The following is a 19,593-nucleotide window of genomic DNA, read 5'->3' as shown; positions in this document are numbered from 1 at the left end:
AAAGGCAGTATTGAGCCATTATTATGATGAAGATGCAATGAAAAGAAATGTCAACATTGCTAAGGAGTTACGGTCGAATGCCTACGCAATCTAGTGGGCACATACCCTCACCCTCTAGAAAATTGACGCAGTTCTTCAATTCATCCAGCAAGTATGTGTCGTTGCGTAACTTATCCTCAGACCAGTAGTGGACCTGATGAAGTAAATGCCAAAAAACACGTTCCTGTGGGGTATAGGGTTGAGTGAAGGTACACGAGATTTGCCCCCACTCTTCCATGCTATCCCAAAAGAATAGTTCAAGTTCTTGCGCTGGCAGCTCGTTTCGCCAAAAGGCTTTAAGATAAAAACACAGCTGCTTGGCTTTTTTATTTACGAATGCTTGTACAGTCACAGAAACGTCGCCGCTGTCATCTTGTAATACAGGTATTATAGTTCATAACATTAAACGCATGTTACTGCTACGTAACATTATCGTTAGTCCTTTGTTTTTACGTATAATTTAACCTAGCTATTTTAAGATGGAATTACCAGCCTAAATATCGCGTCCACCCAACAACATTTCCAGCAACTGTTTGAATAAACTGAGAATTGTTGTTATTTTCTATACTAAAGTTGAATATGTTAGATGAAATATTTACCTGACGGTAGTGTAGTTTTAGCGATGTTTCTGCGCGCATTTTGCGTTCTGCTGCCGTGTTTTGTTCCCACACATTAAACTCTGTGAACGAAATGTCGAGGATAGGGAACGCGGCATTTGCGACTTGTCCTGCAATATTGTCATTAATATCACTTTGTGGCCAAAAAGGGGTAATTGCGACAAACGTATTTGGTGTTGCGGTAGTGCCCGCTGATGCACTATCAAGATATGCAGCTGCACTTAACCCTTGTGCTATGACCATTCTAAAGCCCTGGTGACTTTGTGTGTGCTGTTCAATGGCCCCTAGCAATAAGGTCAGTTGTTGTTGATAGGCAGCGTAATCCAGTGAAGGGGTTCTGTTATCTTGCCGCGGATGCATTGGGGCTGCTGCGGTATCAGCATTTTCGCTAGGTATTTCAGGTATCAATGCGCCATCATGGGCTACTACGGGCACAAGGCTTAGCACTACATGCCAGCCTTTTTCACTAAGCGCATCGCTGAGCTGCTTTCCTTGTCCAAACGTTAGTCCTAGTGGAGAAACGTCCGCAAGGATGATGGCGACCCCCCGTGTTAATGGTGTCGCTGCAGGTAATTCATAGACAGGGACAGTGTCCTCACCGACCATAAGTTCGGTTAATTCGCCGGGTAAATACTGATTGAAAAGGTCATCATGAAGGCTTGCACTCGCTGGGGCACAGAGCAGCACGATAAATGCAGATAACAACCTGAAAAATGCCCCTGAAAACATGCGTGACCTTTTAAATAAGTAGATTAATCAAATCAAGACCGAGTGCATTACTAACAAGTTTACAATACGTGCACACAGTGTTGTTGTTAGATTATCGGCAAATTACGGTATTTCTTCACCGTAATTTACTGATGGGTATCACTCAAAGGGGGGAAGCGCAGTGTTGGTGAAAGGAACTGGACTGGTAAAGGTCAGTATGTCACCGGATGTTGGATGTGCAAATTGTAAGGTTTCAGCATGCAATTGTAAGCGAGACGCCTGTTTTAACGCGTCTTCATGTGCATAAAGGCGGTCACCTAGAATAGGGTGCCCCAACGATAACATGTGCACGCGTAATTGGTGAGAGCGCCCCGTTACCGGGTATAGCGCCACTAGGGTGGAAAAATCGTCACGTGCTAGCACCTGAAAACGGGTGAGTGAAGGCTTGCCGTTATCGTGGTCAACCATTTGTTTTGGGCGGTTAGGCCAGTCGCAAATTAATGGTAGGTTGATCTCGCCTGAATCGTGGGTCACATGACCGTAAACGCGCGCAAAATAACGCTTTTTTGTTTGTCGTAATTCGAATTGTTTAGAGATGGCTCGGTGACTGGGTTTATTAAGTGCGAGCACCATAATTCCCGAAGTTGCCATGTCCAATCGGTGCACTACCGTTGCAGTGGGATACACCAGATTAACACGGGTAATGAGTGCATCTTTATGTTCCAGTGCTTTTCCAGGTACGCTCAATAGGCCACTAGGTTTTTGTGCAACAACGATATCGTCATCTCTGTACAACAAAGACAGAAATGGCGACATCGGCGGGTTATAAACAAAGCTGGGGTTAGGCATTATGGGTTATTAATCACAATTCTAAGTGCATCGAGTTGTACATCAGCAGTTTGAATGACGCCATCAAGCGCATTACGCTGATCCTCAATAAACTGAATTTCGCTATCGCGAACAGCCGGGTTTCGCTTCTGTAAGTCAGTTAAGCGTTGAATTTCACCATTGAGTGTAGCGTGCATGGATTCAAGTGCATCGTGTAACTCTTGATTGGCTTCTTGGTGCGCTAGCTTTCTGCTTTTTTCAATAGAAAGCGTCAACGGTTGTTGCAATGCTTTTAGTAGCTGCCCTGATATTTTCCTACCCACTTTACGCTTAACATCAAACGAAAGATCCACTTCATTTCCTTGTGCATCGAGGCAAATTCGAACAGGTGTTTGCGGTAAAAAGCGGCCTAATTGCAGCGCTTTAGGGGCACTTGCGTCAAGCACGAAAAGGGCTTCAAGCCAATATGCCCCTTTTGGCAGGTCAGGGTCAGCAATAAAGCCCATGCTGCTTTTACCATGCACATCGGTAAGTACCACGTCGATAGCAGTATGAACCAGTGGATGGTCCCAACTGAGAAACTGCACGTTCTCCAATGTTGTGGCAACACGACGTTTGTACGTGACGGTCATGCCTTCTGGGTCAAGACCAGGGAGCTGACTTACCATCTGCTCTGTGGGCATTAAAATGAAACAATCGTTTCCTTTTTCGTCTTGTTGTACGCCGATGGCATCAAAGACTCGACCCATAAAGCGCGATAGGTCTTGTTCACTATCGAGTTTAATGATGTCTTCAAGCAATTGTTCTACTCGACCTTCACCTGAGGCATTGAGTTCAAGAAGGCGATCTCTACCTGCATCAAGCTGAGCAACAAGTTGGCTATTTAGCGCAATACTTGTTGCAACCAGTTCATCTCGCGCGCTCACATCGTTCGGGTGTAGGCAAGTGCCAATGAGTAACGCTTTCACCTCAGCGAATACACCTGAACCCGTTGGGCAGGTTTTCTCAAAGGCATTTAATCCCTCGTGATACCAATCGATCAGAACATGTTGAGCACTATGCGTTAAATAGGGAACGTGAATTTGTACGGTCTGTGTTTGTCCAATTCGATCTAGTCGACCAATGCGTTGCTCAAGTAAGTCGGGAGTGAGCGGCAAATCGAACAATACCAAATGATGGGCAAACTGGAAGTTTCGGCCCTCACTGCCGATTTCGCTACACAACAATATTTGCGCGCCGTCTTCTTCATCCGCGAAGTAATGCGCAGCTTTATCACGTTCTACTATGCTCATGCCTTCATGGAAAACGCTATGTCGAGTGCCTGTTTGTTTGCGAATGACATCGCCAAGCTCTTGTGCAGTTCTCGCACTCGCACATATCAACAATATTTTAGCGGGCTTTTCTGACTGCATAAAATCAAGCAACCACTCAACACGCGGGTCGGCCTGTGTCCAGCTGTTCACCACGCTTGGTATACGCTCTGGATAAAGCGCATGGGTTAAGTCGCCACTGTCGACGGCTTCCTGGTATGCATCGGGCAAAGGAAGTGAATACGCATTAAGCTTGCGCTCAGGGAACCCTTGAATGTTAGCTCGACGGTTCCTAAACAGCATTCGTCCCGTACCATGGCAGTCAATCAGCTGATGAAGAAGCGAGCTGCGCGCCTCTTTATTACTCAAATCGCCAGCGTGAGACATAATGTCAGGCGCAAATTCATTCAACGCGGCTTGCTGGCTTTCATTCAACTGCTCATCACACAGTAATGGCGAAACGGCGTCGGCGAGTTGACTGTATTTCGATTCTTCTTCCAAGAAGTCGTCGTAATTGGAGAAACGAGCCGGGTCAAGTAAGCGTAAACGGGCGAAGTGACTTTCATGACCTAATTGGTCTGGCGTTGCCGTTAATAGCAGTACGCCAGGCGTTTGGTTTGCTAGCGCTTCTACACACAGGTATTCTGCTGATGGAGACGTCGCAGACCACGCTAAATGGTGCGCTTCATCGACAACCATTAAATCCCATTGCGCGGCCTGTACTTGCTGCTGGCGTTTTTCGCTTTGGCTTAAAAAATCAATACTGCACAGCACCAATTGATCATTTTCAAACGGGTTGGTTCCTTCCTCATCAAGCGCTTCACAGCGGCTTTCATCAAAAATAGCGAACGGAAGGTTAACCCGGCGCAACATCTCAACTAACCATTGGTGAAGCAGTGAGTCTGGCACGAGAATAAGTACGCGTTCGGCGCGGCCTGTGCGTAGCTGCTGATGAATGATAAGCGCCGCTTCAATGGTTTTACCCAAACCGACTTCATCAGCAAGCAAAACGCGGGGCGCATGACGTGTACCGACTTCTGAGGCAATATGAAGTTGGTGAGGAATAAGCGAAATGCGAGCACCCGCAAGGCCAATAGTAGATGAGCGTAGATAATCATACTGATGACCAAATGAACTCACGCGTAAATCGAACCATTTCGGATGATCAATTTGTTGACTGAATAGCCGCTTCTCGGGTTGGTTAAGGCGAATGTGATGGTCAAGCATGGCTTCGACCAACCGGGTTTGGGCTTTAGTGTCTTCACGCAAGCCGAAATAAACAACCACACCTTGAGATTCTTCAATGTCAGTAACCGTCATTTCCCAGCCATCTTGGCTCTTAACGGTTTCCCCTACCTCAAAGATTAAGCGAGTGAGAGGGGCATCCTGCTTGGTATACATTCTGGTTTCCCCAGTCGCGGGGAAAAGTATTTCTACAGAGCGAAAGTTGGTGCCAATCACCGCACCCAATCCTAGTTCTGTTTCTGTATTACTTAACCAACGCTGACCAACAGCAAATGGACTTCCTGAACTCATAAATCACCAACCTTTTTTGCGGGGGCGGTATTGTACGCATTGCGGCATCATATTAATAGTAGATGGCGAGAAGAAAAACGGGGGAAACTGCCGCATTCATTATTAATTTAATGCAGAAAAACAGTGTCAAAATAGAAAATGTAGATTATGGTAAAAAAACGCATTGAGGGGTTTCGAAAAGACACTGACATGCATTGAGTAGGTTGAGGGTAACCTACTTGTTCGTCGACGCGATGAGGGGAAAGTCCTGTTCGAGCGACCATTTCTCCTTGTAGCTAAGCGGTACCTAGTTCGTTACGTTCGCTGACGAGCTTGGCCTTATTTACCGGAGTAAAGGATGCCACGAAAAAATTCTGCCAACACCAAAATATACGTACTCGACACCAATATTCTGCTTCATGAACCGCTCGCTTTTCTCTCGTTCAAAGAGCATGACGTTGTTATTCCAATGACGGTGCTAGAAGAACTCGACCATATCAAAGACAGCAAAAAAGACGTTGCGCGAGATGCAAGAGTCTCTATCCGCGCCATGGAAGACTTATTACACGAAGCGACACCAGATGATATGTTAGCCGGTGTGTCGATGAAAGGCATGGGGGCAGGTGATACGGCACCATCGGGAAGCCTTTCTATCTATACCGACTTAACCATGATGGAATCGCAGCAGGTTTTTACTAGCAACGAAAACGACAACCGAATTATCAATGTAGCGCTCCAACTTCAAAAAACCTATGCGCCCCAGCAAGTGGTGCTGGTAACCAAAGACTTGAACATGCGGCTGAAAGCAAAAGGGGCAGGCCTTGCTCATGTTGAAGATTACCGCACCGATCAGCTAATTACAGATATTAAGTACCTATCACGAGGCTTTCATCAGTTTGAAGGCAATTTTTGGGATAGCGTGCAAAGTGTTGATAGCAGAACCGAAGGTCGAGATACGATTCATACGATTGCTAAATCGACGCTGCCAGAGGCGTATGTTAACGAGTTCTTACTGGACGAAAGCCAACACTTTGCAGGGTTAGTTGAGGCGGTGAACGACGACACGCTAGAGGTATTAGATTTAGGCTACGAGCGCTTAATGAGTCGTCATGCGTGGGGGATAACGCCGAAGAACATAGGGCAAGCGATGGCGTTACATGCCCTACTGGACCCGCATATCGATTTGGTCATTCTTACCGGTCCTGCGGGAAGCGGAAAAACCCTACTTGCACTTGCCGCTGCGCTGGAAATGGTGGTTGAGCGCAACATGTACGATAAGATAATTGTGACGCGAAGTACGCCTGAAATTGCTGAATCCATCGGTTTCTTGCCCGGCACCGAAGAAGAGAAAATGTTGCCATGGTTGGCCAGTATTACTGATTCGCTAGAGGTACTTCACAAACATGATGAAAACACAAAAGGTTCGATGAACTACATCATGGAAAAAGCGAATATCCAATACAAATCAGTGAATTTTATGCGAGGACGAAGTATTCAAAATTCGATAGTGATTTTAGATGAGTCTCAAAACTTAACCGCATCGCAGCTTAAAACCATTATTACCCGCTGTGGTGAGGGCACCAAGATAATTGTCGGGGGAAACCTTGCGCAAATCGACAGTAATTACCTTAGTGCAGTAACCTCAGGGCTGACGTATTTGGTGGAGAAATTTAAAGACTTTTCCGGTAGTGCGACGATGAATCTTGATGGCGTTGTTCGTTCGAGACTGGCCGATTTTGCAGAGCGTCATTTATAGCCATATCATCACAAGAGCACGGGCAATAGCCGTTTACACGGTAACGCGCGATAACACAGCGCGTTACCGCAATTCTCTCACGCAGTCGCCGTTCGTTAATTAATCGCTTCAACTTGATACCGACCGGTATCAATAAACTGTTTTGTGCTAGTAGATACCTGACCAAATGGCAAAAGCGCGGGGCCTGTTGGGTCATAAAGAACAAACGTTGTTCCCTCTACCTCGAGGGTCTCATCACCTGCAACAGGCGTTATTGCCACCCCTAATAATGCATGCCTGGGTAAAAACACCATGATCATGTCTGTATTAGGAAGAAACGCCCTGACTAGCGCAGACGTAAGTACCGCTTTACTATCGCAGTCGCCTTTATTTTGAAGAAGAAGGCCCATGGGGGGCGCAAAGCCAGCGCCGCTGCTTTCAACACGGTCCTCTAAGGTGTCATAAGGAATACTTTGTACCCATCCTAAAAGCAGTGAAAAATAAGCGCGTGCATCGGCCGATGCATGAATTTTCTCGTAGAATGCTTGTGATACAGGCACCAAAGCCTTAGCGGTTTCATCAATATAGCGAAGGTGATCCGGTTTCACCGCCCGTTGATTAAACATGGTGGTAAAGCGGGTGTAATAATTATCATAAAGGTAGGTGTCATACGCGTCATTCTGTATCGACGTTAAGTCATTCAGTATGCTCTGCGCCAATGCGTCGTCCTTTGACGATACATTGATATCGATACCTTCATTCCCAGGTATGACATTTACGACCGCTTTTCTCGCATCAATCTTTTTCGCTTCTTTTAGTAAAGACACTAACACGTAGCGCTGGGCAATTTGTGGTTTATAGTTGGTTTGTTGTGATGGTGTAATAGATAGCGCTTCTTGAGGAAGAGTAAACCTAATCTGTTGAGGCTGGCTGTCAATATCAAGCCATTCATAAGAAAAGGTGACGCCGGTATCAACGGTGGTGGTTTCAAAACGAGTTTGCGTACCTAACGCTTCTTGATGAACAAACGCGAACAAGCAAAAAAGGATAACGGCGGTGCGGGATACGTTGCCGGATAAATGGTTGATAGCTGTCATAAGCGCGCTCTGAAATCAGTGTCTAGCTGCTTATCAGTATGCGCGCAGGAATAGAAATTACAAGTAGGTGGGCCTAAGTGACTTAGTTGAACCAGCTAAGCTCTTCGTGCAGTTCTACCACCGAGCCTACAATAATCAGAGTAGGTGGCTTTAATGCTTTGGTTTCTTCCTTGTGTGCAATGTCTTGCAAGGTGCCTTTAACCACCACTTGTTTTTCGGTTGTGGCACTTTGCACAAGCGCGATAGGGGTGCTGGGCGCAAGTCCATGTTCCACAAGCTTTTCGCAAATAATAGGTAAGCCAGTCAGCCCCATATAAAACACAATAGTTTGATTGGCGTGTGCAAGCGATTGCCAGTTCAAATCAATAGTGCCATCTCTTAGGTGGCCTGTCGCAAATACCACTGATTGTGCATGGTCGCGATGCGTGAGGGGGATGCCTGCATAACTTGATGCGCCACTAGCAGCAGTAATGCCAGGCACAACCTGAAACCCAATATTGTGCTTGATAAGCGTTTGGATTTCCTCACCACCTCGGCCAAATATAAACGGATCACCGCCTTTAAGGCGTACCACGCGATTTCCTTTTTTCGCCTCATCAACCATAAGTTGGTTAATATCGTCTTGCGGTAAAGTGTGATTACTTTTGGCTTTACCTACATAGATTTTTTCAGCATCTCGTCTGACAAGCTCTAATATTTCAGGCGAAACTAGTCGGTCGTACACTACAACGTCTGCTTTTTGCATTAAGCGTAACGCTCTAAAAGTAAGTAAGTCGGGATCACCCGGACCAGCGCCCACCAAGTAAACTTGCCCCACAACATTATTATCATTTGCCGCTGCAGTAAGCGCCTCATCAAACGCAATTTCAGCCTTTTCGTCTTGGCCTTTTTCCACCATTTCAGCAATGTCTCCATCGAGCACATCTTCCCAAAAATAGCGTCGAGCCGTAACGCCATTTAGCGCATGCTTAACTTTATCTCTGAATTTTTCAGAAAAAGCGCCAAGCCGACTTAAGTGAGTAGGCAGTACGGTTTCTAATTTCTGACGTAAATAACGCAATAGCACTGGGGCTACGCCACCGCTGCTCATTGCGATAATGATGGGAGACCGGTCGACAATCGACGGCGTAATAAACTGGCAAAGTGGCGTGTTATCTACAACATTAACCAACACTTTTTGTGTTCGTGCTAAGTCGTGAATATATTGGTTTACCGCTGGTTTATCAGTGGCAATAAAAACCATCTCTTTATCCGCTAAATCGCTGTCTTCAAATTCACGAACAATGAGCGTTACTTTTTCATTTTCTGATAAGCGCTTAACGGTATCACACACCCATGGCGCCACCACGGTGATATGTGCGGGGGTTTTCATTATCAGCTCTAGCTTTCGGGCGGCAACTTCGCCAGCACCTACGACAAGGCAATTTAATGAACGGGCATCAAGAAATAGGGGGAAATAATCCATAAAGACGCAAACAAAAAAAAGAACTGCCGCTATTCTGCGCCAATTCTTCTTTTTAAGAAACAATTGATAACTGACTTTATATTGCTAAAAGTTATATAAAGCTAGTTATGTTGTTTAATTAGTTCTTACGCTTACGGTTTTCGCGATTACCACGGTCACCACGGTCACCACGGCTGTCTTTGCCAGGGCGAGCGCCGCGGCCATCACGCTTAGGCGGTGTTTCTGACCATTCACGAATAGACAAACGTTGTCCTGCCACACGAGTCGCTTGAAGCGTATCATGTGTCTCTTTCGGCATGCCTGACGGTAAATCTACGGTACTAAAGTTATCGTAAATTTCAATTGCGCCAATATTCTTCGAATTAATATTCGCTTCATTAGCGATAGCGCCAACGATATTGCCAGGCTTCGCACCGTGTACGTGACCAACATCAATACGGTAGCGTTGCATACCTTCTTCAGGCGGACGATTTACACGTGGTGCGCGTGGCTTACGCTCACGACCATCGCGGCTTTCTCTACCGTCTCTGCCTTTACGCTCGCGAGAATCGCGAGGTTCACGTTCAGGGCGGCTATGTATATCAGGACGATCTGACTCTTTCAAAATAAGAGGCTCGTCGCCTTGTGCTATTTTAAGCAACGCAGCCATCACGACTTCAGGAGATGCTTCTGCTTCTTCTTTAATCATATCCACGATAGGAATAAGTGACTCTATGCTATCGTCTTTTGTTGCATCAATAACCGCTTGCTTGAAACGGCTTAAGCGTGTTTCATTAATTTCGCTGATTGAAGGAATAGGCATTGCTTCAATAGGCTGCTTGGTTGTTTTCTCAATAGAGAAAAGCATGCGCTTTTCACGGTGAGAGATAAACAAAATAGCGTCACCTTGGCGACCCGCACGGCCTGTACGACCAATTCGGTGAACGTATGACTCGCTATCATAAGGCACGTCATAGTTGATAACGTGACTAACACGCTCAACGTCTAAACCGCGCGCTACTACATCAGTAGCAACAAGAATATCGATGGCGCCTTGCTTAAGCTTATCTACCGTGCGCTCACGAGCATTCTGTGGAATGTCACCGTTTAATGGTTCAACGTCGAAGCCACGTGCAGATAATTTGTCTGCAAGTTCAACCGTTGCTGTCTTTGTACGTACAAAGATAATCATGCCGTCAAAACGCTCGACTTCCATGATCCGCGTAAGTGCTTCAAGTTTATGATGAGGTGCGATTTGACAGTAGCGCTGACGAATCGTACTGGCGGTACTTACCTTTGACGCTATTTTAACGTGCTTAGGATCTTTTAAGTAGCGCTGAGTAATCTTTTTGATTGGCCCTGGCATGGTCGCTGAAAATAACGCAGTTTGGCGTTCAGCTGGTGCGTGGCTAAGAATAAGCTCTACGTCATCAATAAAGCCCATGCGTAGCATTTCATCGGCTTCATCAAGTACTAGGTACTTAAGCTCGCTCAAATCTAATGTTTTGCGCTTTATATGGTCGATAATTCGACCTGGTGTACCTACAACAACCTGCACGCCGCGCTTAAGCTGACGGATTTGGTTGTCATACGATTGGCCACCGTATACTGGAAGTACTTTAATTTTTTGACTAAAGCTCGCGTAAACCTGAAACGCCTCTGCAACCTGAATAGCTAATTCACGAGTTGGGGCTAATACCAGTAATTGCGGCTTACGTTGTTCAGGATCGATATTTGCTAGCATTGGAAGGGCAAACGCAGCGGTTTTGCCTGTTCCAGTCTGAGCCTGACCGAGTAAATCGTGACCTTCAAGCAGTAATGGAATACTCTCTGCTTGAATAGGTGACGGTTTCTCGTAGCCAACTTTTTCAAGGGCTTGTAAGATAGGTTCTGGTAGATTGAGGTCTTTAAATGTCATGTCGACAGTTGTTGTCATTAAGGGTCCTGGTGCTATAAGTAAGGAGGGTGCGGCAAACGTGAGTGACGCTAAATAACGCCGATGTGTGCCAGCAGTATTGCAAAAAACAATATTATATTCGAATAATGGCCATGTTGCCACGAAATTGCACAAAAATGATGAAAAAATGCACAGAGTGCGGATAAGCGCCTAAGAATAATCGATAATAACAGTTTGAAACGTAAGGGACAGTGATGAAAAACAGAACAAAGGGACATTTTAGCCCTAAGCAATTGCTTTTAGCGGCTGTCGTCGGCAGTTTCTTAGTGGGTTGCGGCGATACGTCTATGGAGTCCCACCTCGAAAGTGCTCGTAGCTATGCTACCGAAGCCAAATTAGATGCGGCAATCGTTGAATATAAAAACGCAATTCAGAAAGCGCCAAACGTCGCGCTACCGCGTTTTGAGCTTGGTAAGCTGTACCTAGACATGCAGAATTACCCGGCGGCAGAGAAAGAATTAAACAAAGCATTAGAATTAGGTTACGCCGCCAGCAGTATTATTCCTCTTTTATCATTGGCCTATCAACAATCGGGTGCAGAAACAGCGCTTGCAGATGTTGATTACCGCACGCAAGGCTTAACTGCGGTAGAGTCGGCTGAAGTGGGATTTTACAAGCTCCAGGCTCTCGTTCAGCTTAACGACTTAGAAGAAGCTGAAGTCGTGCTAAATGACCTCATTACTCTTGATACGCAATCGGTTTATAAAGGCCTAATAGAAAGCTATCAGCATATTATTGCCAATGACTTTGAAAAAGCATTAGAAAAAACAGAACGTTTACGTACCCAAGCACCACAAAATAAAGACGTACTACAGCAGCTCGCCAAGCTCTATTTAATGAACCAGAAGCGCACTGAGGCGATTGAGGTTTATAGCGAGTATGTGTCGCTGTACCCGCTTGATAGAACCACTAAGTTTGCCTATGCATCATTACTTATTGAAGAGCGAGATACGGCGCGGGCAGAGCCTATCGTCGATGAGCTTTTAGCGGTAAGTAAAAACAATCCATTGCTAAACATGTTCAAAGGCATCATTGCATCGTCAAATGCACAACATGCCGACGCACTGTCCTATCTAGAATTAGCCATACAAGGCGGTCAGAGCGATCAAATTGTTCGCTTAGTTGCTGGCTTCAGCGCCTACCAAATTCAAGATTTTGAAGCCGCACAGCGCCACCTCACTATGATTGCTTCGAGCCTTCCCGATAACCACCCTGGGTTGCGAATGCTTGCAGACAGCATGCTTCAACTAGGTGAAAGCGAAGAAGCCTTAGGTGTATTAAGTCGCGTAGAAGGCGAAGCGGGCGTCGATGCATTGCTATTTTCAAAGGCCAGCTATCAATTGCTTAGGCAGGGCAATCTGGTTGGTGCGCAAGAGATGGTGGATAAAACTGAAACGGTAAGCGATACAGCAGAAGACTTAGCACGACTTGGAGCACTGCAACTATCGCTTAACGATATAGAAGGGCTCGTTAACTTAGAACAGGCCGTAGCCCGTGCGCCGGAGTCTGCAGAGTCACAAAATACCTTGGTTCGCGCCTACGTAGCAACCGGACAGTTTGAGAAAGCGAGTGCAGCGGCAAATGAATGGAAGAAGCAAGATCCAACGCTTGCCCTGCCTTTGGTATATCTCGCTAATATCGCATTGGCAGAGCAGAACTACAGTAAAGCAACCTCATTACTTGATGAAGCAGACACGCTAGAGGGTGCGAAAAGTGAAATTGCCTATGCGCGAGTAGCGTTACTTGTTTCTCAGCAAAAGATAGATGATGCGCTCGCCGTGGTTAATGCTTTTATCGGCAATAACCCTACAGATGTTCAGGCCTTAACCTTGTGGTATGGCTTGGCAAAAGAAAAGAATGATACCTCCGAGGTAGTGGCCTACACCAAAGCGCGAATCGATAAACAGCCTAAGGCTCTCGATTTACGTGTGTTATTAGCGCGCTTCTACACGGTTGAAGACAACGCAGAGCTGGCAATTCAGCTACTTAACGACGTTAGAGGGGATAAGCAAAGCCCAATGTCGTTTTGGAATGTAAAAGGCCAAGCCTTCATTGCTGCGAACAAAGTGGCAGATGCCGAGGCATTCTTTAAACATTGGTTGAGCGTGTATCCTCAAGATAAAAATGCTGTGTTGGGAAGCGTGTTAATTGCTGATACACAGAATAAGTATCGAGATGGTCTTGCATTGCTTACTAAAGTGATAGAAAAACGCCCCGATGCGCAATTAACGTTACTGAAAGCATACTTTCATAGCATGGTTGGTGAGACCGCACAGGCGTGGGAGATAGTAAATAAAACCGCAGAGCCAGTACGAGAACTACCTTTTGTTCAGGGAATAATGGGGCGTTTGTTGGTAAGCGACAAAAAGCCACAGGACGCCATTCCCCATATTCAGGTGGCCTACGATGCTTCACCTAATTCAGACAACGCACTATTGCTTGTCGCCGCATACGAAATGACCAACAAAAAAGACGCCGCGTTAGCCTTTTTGCAAAAGCATGTGGCCCAATCACCTAGCGATGTGCGAAGTGCAATGTTGCTTGCCGAGCGCCAAATAAGCGGCGATACCCCGGCAGCAATGCGCACCTACTCGTCGATACTTGAGGTAACGCCAGACAATTTTGTTGTGCTTAATAACCTTGCGTACCTTCAATTTCAGCGTGGTGAGTTGACCCAAGCTAAGGCGTTAGCAGAGCGAGCTGTAAATCTTCAAAGCGATAACGCGGAAGCGGTAGATACATTGGCGCAAATTCTTATTGCACAAGAAGATAATGAGGAAGCGCTGCGATTATATGAGCGCATTGACACCAAGCCGATGTCGAATGAAGAAGTGTTTTTAAATTACGTGGAGTTGCTACTTACTATGGACAAAAAAGCGCTAGCGGAACGCCGTTTAAGCGCGAGAGAATTAGTGAAGCCAGACTCGGTAGAAAGAGCAAAAGCGTTAAAGCAAAAATATGGCTTGTAGCGTCCTTATTAAATAAGGCTGGGTAGGCCTATAACAAAAACAAACCCCAGTAATACACGTTCGGTATCACTGGGGTTTTCTATAGGCTAGGGTTTTTGATTGTTCAGTTGCGCTTTAAGTGCTTTTAGCTCTGCCATTACATCTTTAAGTGTTGGCTCACGCTCACCCCGTAGGGCTTTTTCCGCCCGCAGCATTGCCTCTCGCTCTTCTCTCGCCTTTTCGTTTTCTCGCTCCATGACATTAACTACAATCCCAATGACCATGTTTAAAAACGCGAAGGCCGTAAAGAATATAAAGGTAAGATAGAAAATCCAGCTTAACGGATAGACTTCTTGAGTTTCATACATTACATCGGTCCAGTCCTCGAAGGTCATCACTCTAAATAGAGTGAGTAGCGATATCGTGATATCCCCCCAAAGCGTTGGATTAATGTCTTCAAACAACGTGCTGCCTATCGCGGCATAAATATAAAAGATGATAAACATGAGCAGCATAACGTAGCCAAGCTGAGGTAATGCTTTCACCAGTGAAACAAGTAAAATACGCAGTTCAGGTATAATCGATATCATTCGAAGTACTCTGAATACTCGCACCAGTCGCGCGATAAGTGCTAATTCAGTGTCATCAGCAGGTATGAGGCTAATCACCACGATAAGCGTGTCAAACCAGTTCCAAAAACTGTGAAAAAAGTGCCGTTTCCTGCGCTCGGCAAGAAAACGGATTGTTAACTCAGTAAGAAAAAAGGCACTGATAAACCAATCTAAAAATAACGTTACTGCTGAAAACCCAGCGGGCAATTCATAGGTTTTCGCCCCGACGAGTAGGGCTGAAATGATGATGACGCTGACAACAAACGTTTCGAACCATTTGTTCGCGCGAATGCGTTCAAATCTATTTTGAAGGGCTAAAGCTTGCATGTGTTTCGTTTCTCAGAATAGAATGGGGAACCTGCAGGCGCCAAATGCCTGTTCAGATTCCATATAATAAACAAAATAAAATGGGGCAATATCATGGACGATGACTTACGGTCGTTGCAAGACAAATTATACCGGGTGTCCAGTAAGCTTGCCCAATATGAACCCAGCCATGAAAAAGCAAAGCAACTGCGTTTTGAGCTTCGCCAACTGCTTGGCTTATTAGAGCGAAGCCGTTTTCCTTTTAAAGTGCAATAACAAAAAAGGGCAGCTTATACCGAGCCACCCTTTCGACATCTTACAACTGTAAGCTATTAGCCATTATTATCTGCAGGCTTTAACCCTTTGTTAATCATAGCGATGTCTTCGCTTGTAAGCGTACCAGCAGCTTGTTTAAGCGTAACTACTGACTGAATAAAGTCGTAGCGTGCGCCGGCAAGATTTCTGCGAGCATCGAACAAGTTACGTGTGCTATCTAGCACATCAACAATAGTACGCGTACCTACGTCAAAACCCGCTTCTGTGGCTTTAAGCGCGCTATCTGCAGACACTACCGATTGCTCAAGAGCTCTAATAGTAGAAATAGACGCTTTCACATTGTTGAACGAACTACGAACAGACTGAACCGTTTGACGGTAAGTTTGTTCTGTTGCTTGGCTTGCTGCAACATAATTAAACTTCGCTTGATCAGTTTGCGATGTAACGCGCGAGCCTTGATAGATAGGAACATTAAGCGAAACCGCCAATGATTGGCTATCTAAATACGGCGTTTCGAACTGAATGAACGGGTTTTCAATATCGTTCTTACTTCTGTTTGCATTTGCAGTAAGGCTAAGCGTAGGAAGGTGGCCTGAACGGGCAATAGCGATATCTTCTTTTGCAATATCCATCGCTAGTCGGTTGACTAATAACGCAAGGTTTTTGTCTTGAGCCGTTTCTAACCAGCCTTCAACCATTTCTGGTACCGGCATGGTTGTTGAGAAGCTTTCGGTATTTAGCCCATAAAGACGATCGTGGTATTTACCCGTGATAACGCGTAATGCTTCAAGCGCGAATTCTAACTGGTTTTTTGCCTGGATTTCTTGCGCCACGGTGCTGTCGTAGTTCGCTTGTGCTTCGTGAACGTCGGTAATTGCGGTTAACCCCACTTCAAAACGCTGACGAGTTTGTTCTAATTGACGTTCAATTGCGCGTTTTTCTGCGCCGACAAACTCTACGCTGTCACGAGCACGCAGTACGTCAAAATATGCCGTTACGGTACGAACAATCACATCTTGCATGCTAGATGCTAGCTGAGCATCGCTTTGCTCCGCCACTTTTTCTGCGCGGTCAAGGCCAAGCCAGTTGGCATGATCATACAATGACATGGAAAGTTGAATGCCATAATCAATCGTAGTCGAGTCGGTCTCAAACACTAAAATTTGGAGGTCGTCAGCGGTTGCACCCAACGTTTGTGTACGCTCTGCAGTAGAGGTGGTGTAGCCCACCGACCCTGATATTTGAGGCAGTAAATTAGCGCGACTTATACTAATTCCTTCAAACGCCGCATCACGTTGCGCTTTTGCTTGGTTTACCAAAGGGTCGTTTGCCAAAGCTTGCTGGTATACCTGCATGAGGTCATCAGCGAGTGCACTGGTCGTTACTGATAATCCAATCATCAGCGACAGAAGTGTTCGTTTCATGCTTACGTCTTCCTGTTTTTGTGTTTAAGCGTCTTGTGACGGCGAATAAAGTTAAGTGTAAGAAATATCGCCAGTAAACCGAAAGTTTTTACTCGTAACAGTGTTTGTTTAACTGTAACAGAATATGTGAAATCACCCTATAGCTCACCCATTATAAAGAGAAAAACTAACGCTGTGACGCCTTACTAATTACTGGTTGTACATGGTTTTCCTGCATGTACATACGTTATAACTGTCTGTACTATGCATGATAAATCGATTCAAACCAAAAGTGTCTGCAAATGAGCAAGCAAATTCTTTCATTTACCTCAAATGACGTCGAAATCATCGATATTAAGCCTGTTTACGACGGCTTTTTCACCATGCAGCAATACCAATTTAGGCATAAATGCTTTAATGGTGAGTGGAGCGACATCGTTAAGCGCGAGATATTTGAGCGCGGGCATGCGGTTGGCGTTTTGCCTTACGACCCAGTACTTAATGAATTTGTTCTCATCGAGCAGGTAAGAATTGGGGCGTTGCCCACTTCTTCAACCCCATGGTTAATAGAAATTATCGCAGGCATGATTGATGAAGGCGAAACCGATGAACAGGTCTGTCACCGCGAGTCACAGGAAGAAGCCGGTATTACTCTTACTAACTTAACAAAGGCGCTTAGCTATTTGTCTAGCCCAGGCGGAACCACAGAACGCCTGCATATTTTTGTTGCCCAGACGGATGCCACTAAAGCATCAGGTATTCATGGTCTTGAAAGTGAATCCGAAGATATAAAAGTGCACCGAGTCGCTGAAAGTACCGTACTTGAATGGTTAGAAAACGGCCATATAGACAACGCAGCAGCGATTATTGCGCTACAATGGTTCTTTATGCACAAAACAACATTATTGGAGCAGTGGCAAACCCCGTGACTTATCAAACGAGAAAAAAGTACGTTCCTCATCTTCCCACCATTCAGGCATTATGCGAACTGAACTATGCGCATATTCTGCGTATTTTGCCTGACTGTGATACTGAGGATTTAAGCTACTTATTTTCTGTTGGAAAAACGCTGCGCTATGAAATCCATATAACTGATACCGCTCGTTACACGACGACGTTGACAGTTAAACAAGTTGCTGACGATATGCCAGCCTACCTCACTCCCTCAATGACGGTGCGTTTGTACCATGATGCACGCATGGCCGAGGTGATAAGTAGCCAGAATACGGGCAAGTTAGAACCTTCTTATGAGTATCCCAATATTAAAATGCGCCAACGTAATGAAAAACAAATGGTGAATATTTTCTTAGCGGAATGGTTAGATTTCTGTTTGAAACAAAAACCCAAGGTAGCAAGCGAGGCGTGAAGCAAACCCTTCTGCATATCAGCGATCTTCACCTTTTTGGAGACAAACAGAAAAAAGGCTACAAAGATGTGGCGCCACTTGTAACGTTCGAGCGCGTGCTCGTGCACGCGATGGCAAACACTGAAACTATCGATGGGCTAATCGTTACAGGCGATATCACCGGTGATAATACCCACGCCAGTTACCAACACTTTGTCTTTGTAATTCAGGCGTTGCCACCAATACCTGTGTGGGTGATTCCGGGCAATCACGATAACAATCAATATTACGCCAATGCCTTACACCCCTATCATCTAAGTTATGAAGAGCCGGCAAGGTTGGGGAGATGGTGCTTACATGGCCTTGATACGCGACAAACAGGTACGCGAGGAGAAGCGCGAGTCGCTGCTCGTCGCCGCATTTCAAAGAATATAGATGCATCGCCACACCACTTTCATGTTGTGGCGCTTCATCATCATGTACTGCCATCTAACAGTTGGATGGACAAGCATGAGTTGATCAATGCTGACGCATTTGTAAAGTGGATTGAAACGCACCCGCAACTCCGCGCGGTACTGCATGGTCATGTGCACTCACCATTGCGGCAGGTGATTGGCAGCAATAACTGCTTAAGTTTTGGCGCGCCGTCGACCTGTTGGCAGTGGGAGCTCACGCCCGATTTTAATATCAGTGCCGACGCGCCGGGCTATCAATTATTTTCGTTGTACGACGATGGTAACCTTATGTGTGAAGTTAAGAGAGTAGATGAATAATGTGTCACGTGTTGTACCTCCATGGTTTTTTAAGTTCTCCAAATTCGGTAAAAGCACAGGCGACCAAGTCATATTTTGATGCGTTTCACCCTGAAGTGACGTTGCATATTCCCGAGCTATCAAATTACCCAAGCGAGGTTGAGCATCAACTTCTTACCCTAATAGAGCAAATCCCTGAACTGGTAAACGATGGATTAAAACTCATTGGGAGTTCTATGGGTGGCTATCTGTCGACATATTTAGTGGAAAAGTTTGGTGGAAAAGCGGTGCTAATAAACCCCGCGGTGCAGCCGTATAAATTACTCCATGGGTTTATTGGCGAGCATGTGAACCCCTATACCCAAGCGCGTTTTGAAATTGTAGAGAACGACCTTGCCGTTATAGAAGCACTTGATACGCCCGAATTAAAGCATCAAGCCGCCTATCGAGTGATGTTACAAACCAACGATGAAACCCTCGATTATCGCCAGGCACAGAAAAAGTACGCAGCGGCATCGTTGCTGATTGAAGAGGGCGGCGACCATAGTTTTGTGGGATATGAAAAACACTTACCTGACATTGCTGCTTTTCTTTTAGACCAGTAAGCGGGCGCTTAACCTCGTATTGTGGTGTCATTAGGCTAGTGAATAGGTAAAACCTGCTTTCAGATTGCGGGGATTCACGAGCCCTGATACCATCAAA

General features: G+C 45.6%; 16 protein-coding genes. 7 read left to right on the top strand and 9 right to left on the bottom strand.

Features of this window, described 5'->3' with window-relative positions:
• Window positions 1-67: 67 nt before the first annotated feature.
• The 4 genes from AC27EZ_RS03400 to rapA form a co-directional block, all read right to left on the bottom strand.
• On the bottom strand, window positions 68-391 hold the full coding sequence (locus AC27EZ_RS03400) for a hypothetical protein (RefSeq protein ID WP_487133948.1): 324 nt from the start codon (window positions 389-391) through the stop codon (window positions 68-70).
• A 133-nt stretch (window positions 392-524) separates the two neighbouring features.
• Complete coding sequence (locus tag AC27EZ_RS03395) at window positions 525-1,385, bottom strand: DUF3530 family protein (protein WP_487133947.1); 861 nt, start codon at window positions 1,383-1,385, stop codon at window positions 525-527.
• Between the two features lie 138 nt (window positions 1,386-1,523).
• Window positions 1,524-2,213 (bottom strand): RluA family pseudouridine synthase, encoded by a 690-nt coding sequence (locus AC27EZ_RS03390; RefSeq protein WP_487133946.1) that lies wholly within the window; start codon window positions 2,211-2,213, stop codon window positions 1,524-1,526.
• Window positions 2,213-5,038, bottom strand: coding sequence for an RNA polymerase-associated protein RapA (gene rapA, locus AC27EZ_RS03385; RefSeq protein ID WP_487133945.1), 2,826 nt, complete (start codon window positions 5,036-5,038; stop codon window positions 2,213-2,215). The genes AC27EZ_RS03390 and rapA overlap by 1 nt, the downstream gene beginning before the upstream one ends.
• 337 nt (window positions 5,039-5,375) lie before the next feature.
• On the opposite strand from rapA, the gene AC27EZ_RS03380 reads away from it, so the two are divergent.
• A complete protein-coding gene (locus AC27EZ_RS03380) occupies window positions 5,376-6,773 on the top strand; it encodes a PhoH family protein (RefSeq protein ID WP_487133944.1) in 1,398 nt (465 codons plus the stop codon).
• 95 nt (window positions 6,774-6,868) lie between these two features.
• On the opposite strand, the gene AC27EZ_RS03375 is transcribed toward AC27EZ_RS03380, so the two are convergent.
• From AC27EZ_RS03375 to AC27EZ_RS03365, 3 genes are all read right to left on the bottom strand, one after another.
• Window positions 6,869-7,849, bottom strand: coding sequence for a hypothetical protein (locus AC27EZ_RS03375; protein ID WP_487133943.1), 981 nt, complete (start codon window positions 7,847-7,849; stop codon window positions 6,869-6,871).
• 82 nt (window positions 7,850-7,931) lie between these two features.
• Window positions 7,932-9,314: a siroheme synthase CysG gene (gene cysG / locus AC27EZ_RS03370; protein WP_487133942.1), complete on the bottom strand. Its 1,383-nt coding sequence runs from the start codon at window positions 9,312-9,314 to the stop codon at window positions 7,932-7,934.
• A gap of 118 nt (window positions 9,315-9,432) precedes the next feature.
• Window positions 9,433-11,229 (bottom strand): DEAD/DEAH box helicase, encoded by a 1,797-nt coding sequence (locus AC27EZ_RS03365; RefSeq protein ID WP_487133941.1) that lies wholly within the window; start codon window positions 11,227-11,229, stop codon window positions 9,433-9,435.
• Window positions 11,230-11,444: 215 nt separating this feature from the next.
• Between AC27EZ_RS03365 and prsT the strand changes: the two genes are divergently transcribed.
• Window positions 11,445-14,219 carry an XrtA/PEP-CTERM system TPR-repeat protein PrsT gene (gene prsT, locus AC27EZ_RS03360; RefSeq protein WP_487133940.1) on the top strand — a complete coding sequence of 925 codons (2,775 nt, stop codon included), beginning with the start codon at window positions 11,445-11,447 and terminating at the stop codon, window positions 14,217-14,219.
• Between the two features lie 86 nt (window positions 14,220-14,305).
• On the opposite strand, the gene AC27EZ_RS03355 is transcribed toward prsT, so the two are convergent.
• A complete protein-coding gene (locus AC27EZ_RS03355; RefSeq protein WP_487133939.1) occupies window positions 14,306-15,136 on the bottom strand; it encodes an ion transporter in 831 nt (276 codons plus the stop codon).
• A 93-nt stretch (window positions 15,137-15,229) separates the two neighbouring features.
• Here AC27EZ_RS03355 and AC27EZ_RS03350 point away from each other — a divergent pair, with 93 nt between their 5' ends.
• The gene (locus AC27EZ_RS03350; RefSeq protein ID WP_421133539.1) at window positions 15,230-15,391 is read left to right on the top strand and encodes a hypothetical protein; all 162 of its coding nucleotides are present in this window, start codon (window positions 15,230-15,232) and stop codon (window positions 15,389-15,391) included.
• Between the two features lie 56 nt (window positions 15,392-15,447).
• Here the strand turns inward: AC27EZ_RS03350 and tolC are convergent, their stop codons facing one another.
• Window positions 15,448-16,815, bottom strand: coding sequence for an outer membrane channel protein TolC (gene tolC, locus AC27EZ_RS03345; protein WP_487133938.1), 1,368 nt, complete (start codon window positions 16,813-16,815; stop codon window positions 15,448-15,450).
• A gap of 281 nt (window positions 16,816-17,096) precedes the next feature.
• Here tolC and nudF point away from each other — a divergent pair, with 281 nt between their 5' ends.
• From nudF to AC27EZ_RS03325, 4 genes are read left to right on the top strand one after another with little or no spacing between them, the layout of a single operon-like run.
• Window positions 17,097-17,723, top strand: a complete 627-nt coding sequence (gene nudF / locus AC27EZ_RS03340) for an ADP-ribose diphosphatase (RefSeq protein ID WP_487133937.1) — start codon at window positions 17,097-17,099, stop codon at window positions 17,721-17,723.
• Window positions 17,720-18,160, top strand: coding sequence for a DUF1249 domain-containing protein (locus AC27EZ_RS03335; RefSeq protein ID WP_487133936.1), 441 nt, complete (start codon window positions 17,720-17,722; stop codon window positions 18,158-18,160). The genes nudF and AC27EZ_RS03335 overlap by 4 nt, the downstream gene beginning before the upstream one ends.
• Window positions 18,157-18,912, top strand: a complete 756-nt coding sequence (locus tag AC27EZ_RS03330; RefSeq protein WP_487133935.1) for a metallophosphoesterase family protein — start codon at window positions 18,157-18,159, stop codon at window positions 18,910-18,912. The genes AC27EZ_RS03335 and AC27EZ_RS03330 overlap by 4 nt, the downstream gene beginning before the upstream one ends.
• Window positions 18,912-19,496, top strand: a complete 585-nt coding sequence (locus tag AC27EZ_RS03325) for a YqiA/YcfP family alpha/beta fold hydrolase (RefSeq protein ID WP_487133934.1) — start codon at window positions 18,912-18,914, stop codon at window positions 19,494-19,496. The genes AC27EZ_RS03330 and AC27EZ_RS03325 overlap by 1 nt, the downstream gene beginning before the upstream one ends.
• Window positions 19,497-19,593 lie beyond the last annotated feature (97 nt).

This window comes from Alteromonas sp. 4NH20-0056, from assembly GCF_057539655.1.
Note: the sequence above shows the minus strand (reverse complement) of the source record. Positions and strands in the feature narration are given on the sequence as shown.

Coding starts and splice junctions, on each gene's coding strand:
- tolC (WP_487133938.1), bottom strand. CDS start 16,815: ATGAAACGAACACTTCTGTCGCTGATGATTGGATTATCAGTAACGACC.
- AC27EZ_RS03395 (WP_487133947.1), bottom strand. CDS start 1,385: ATGTTTTCAGGGGCATTTTTCAGGTTGTTATCTGCATTTATCGTGCTG.
- AC27EZ_RS03390 (WP_487133946.1), bottom strand. CDS start 2,213: ATGCCTAACCCCAGCTTTGTTTATAACCCGCCGATGTCGCCATTTCTG.
- AC27EZ_RS03380 (WP_487133944.1), top strand. CDS start 5,376: ATGCCACGAAAAAATTCTGCCAACACCAAAATATACGTACTCGACACC.
- cysG (WP_487133942.1), bottom strand. CDS start 9,314: ATGGATTATTTCCCCCTATTTCTTGATGCCCGTTCATTAAATTGCCTT.
- AC27EZ_RS03375 (WP_487133943.1), bottom strand. CDS start 7,849: ATGACAGCTATCAACCATTTATCCGGCAACGTATCCCGCACCGCCGTT.
- AC27EZ_RS03355 (WP_487133939.1), bottom strand. CDS start 15,136: ATGCAAGCTTTAGCCCTTCAAAATAGATTTGAACGCATTCGCGCGAAC.
- AC27EZ_RS03350 (WP_421133539.1), top strand. CDS start 15,230: ATGGACGATGACTTACGGTCGTTGCAAGACAAATTATACCGGGTGTCC.
- AC27EZ_RS03365 (WP_487133941.1), bottom strand. CDS start 11,229: ATGACAACAACTGTCGACATGACATTTAAAGACCTCAATCTACCAGAA.
- AC27EZ_RS03325 (WP_487133934.1), top strand. CDS start 18,912: ATGTGTCACGTGTTGTACCTCCATGGTTTTTTAAGTTCTCCAAATTCG.
- nudF (WP_487133937.1), top strand. CDS start 17,097: ATGAGCAAGCAAATTCTTTCATTTACCTCAAATGACGTCGAAATCATC.
- rapA (WP_487133945.1), bottom strand. CDS start 5,038: ATGAGTTCAGGAAGTCCATTTGCTGTTGGTCAGCGTTGGTTAAGTAAT.
- prsT (WP_487133940.1), top strand. CDS start 11,445: ATGAAAAACAGAACAAAGGGACATTTTAGCCCTAAGCAATTGCTTTTA.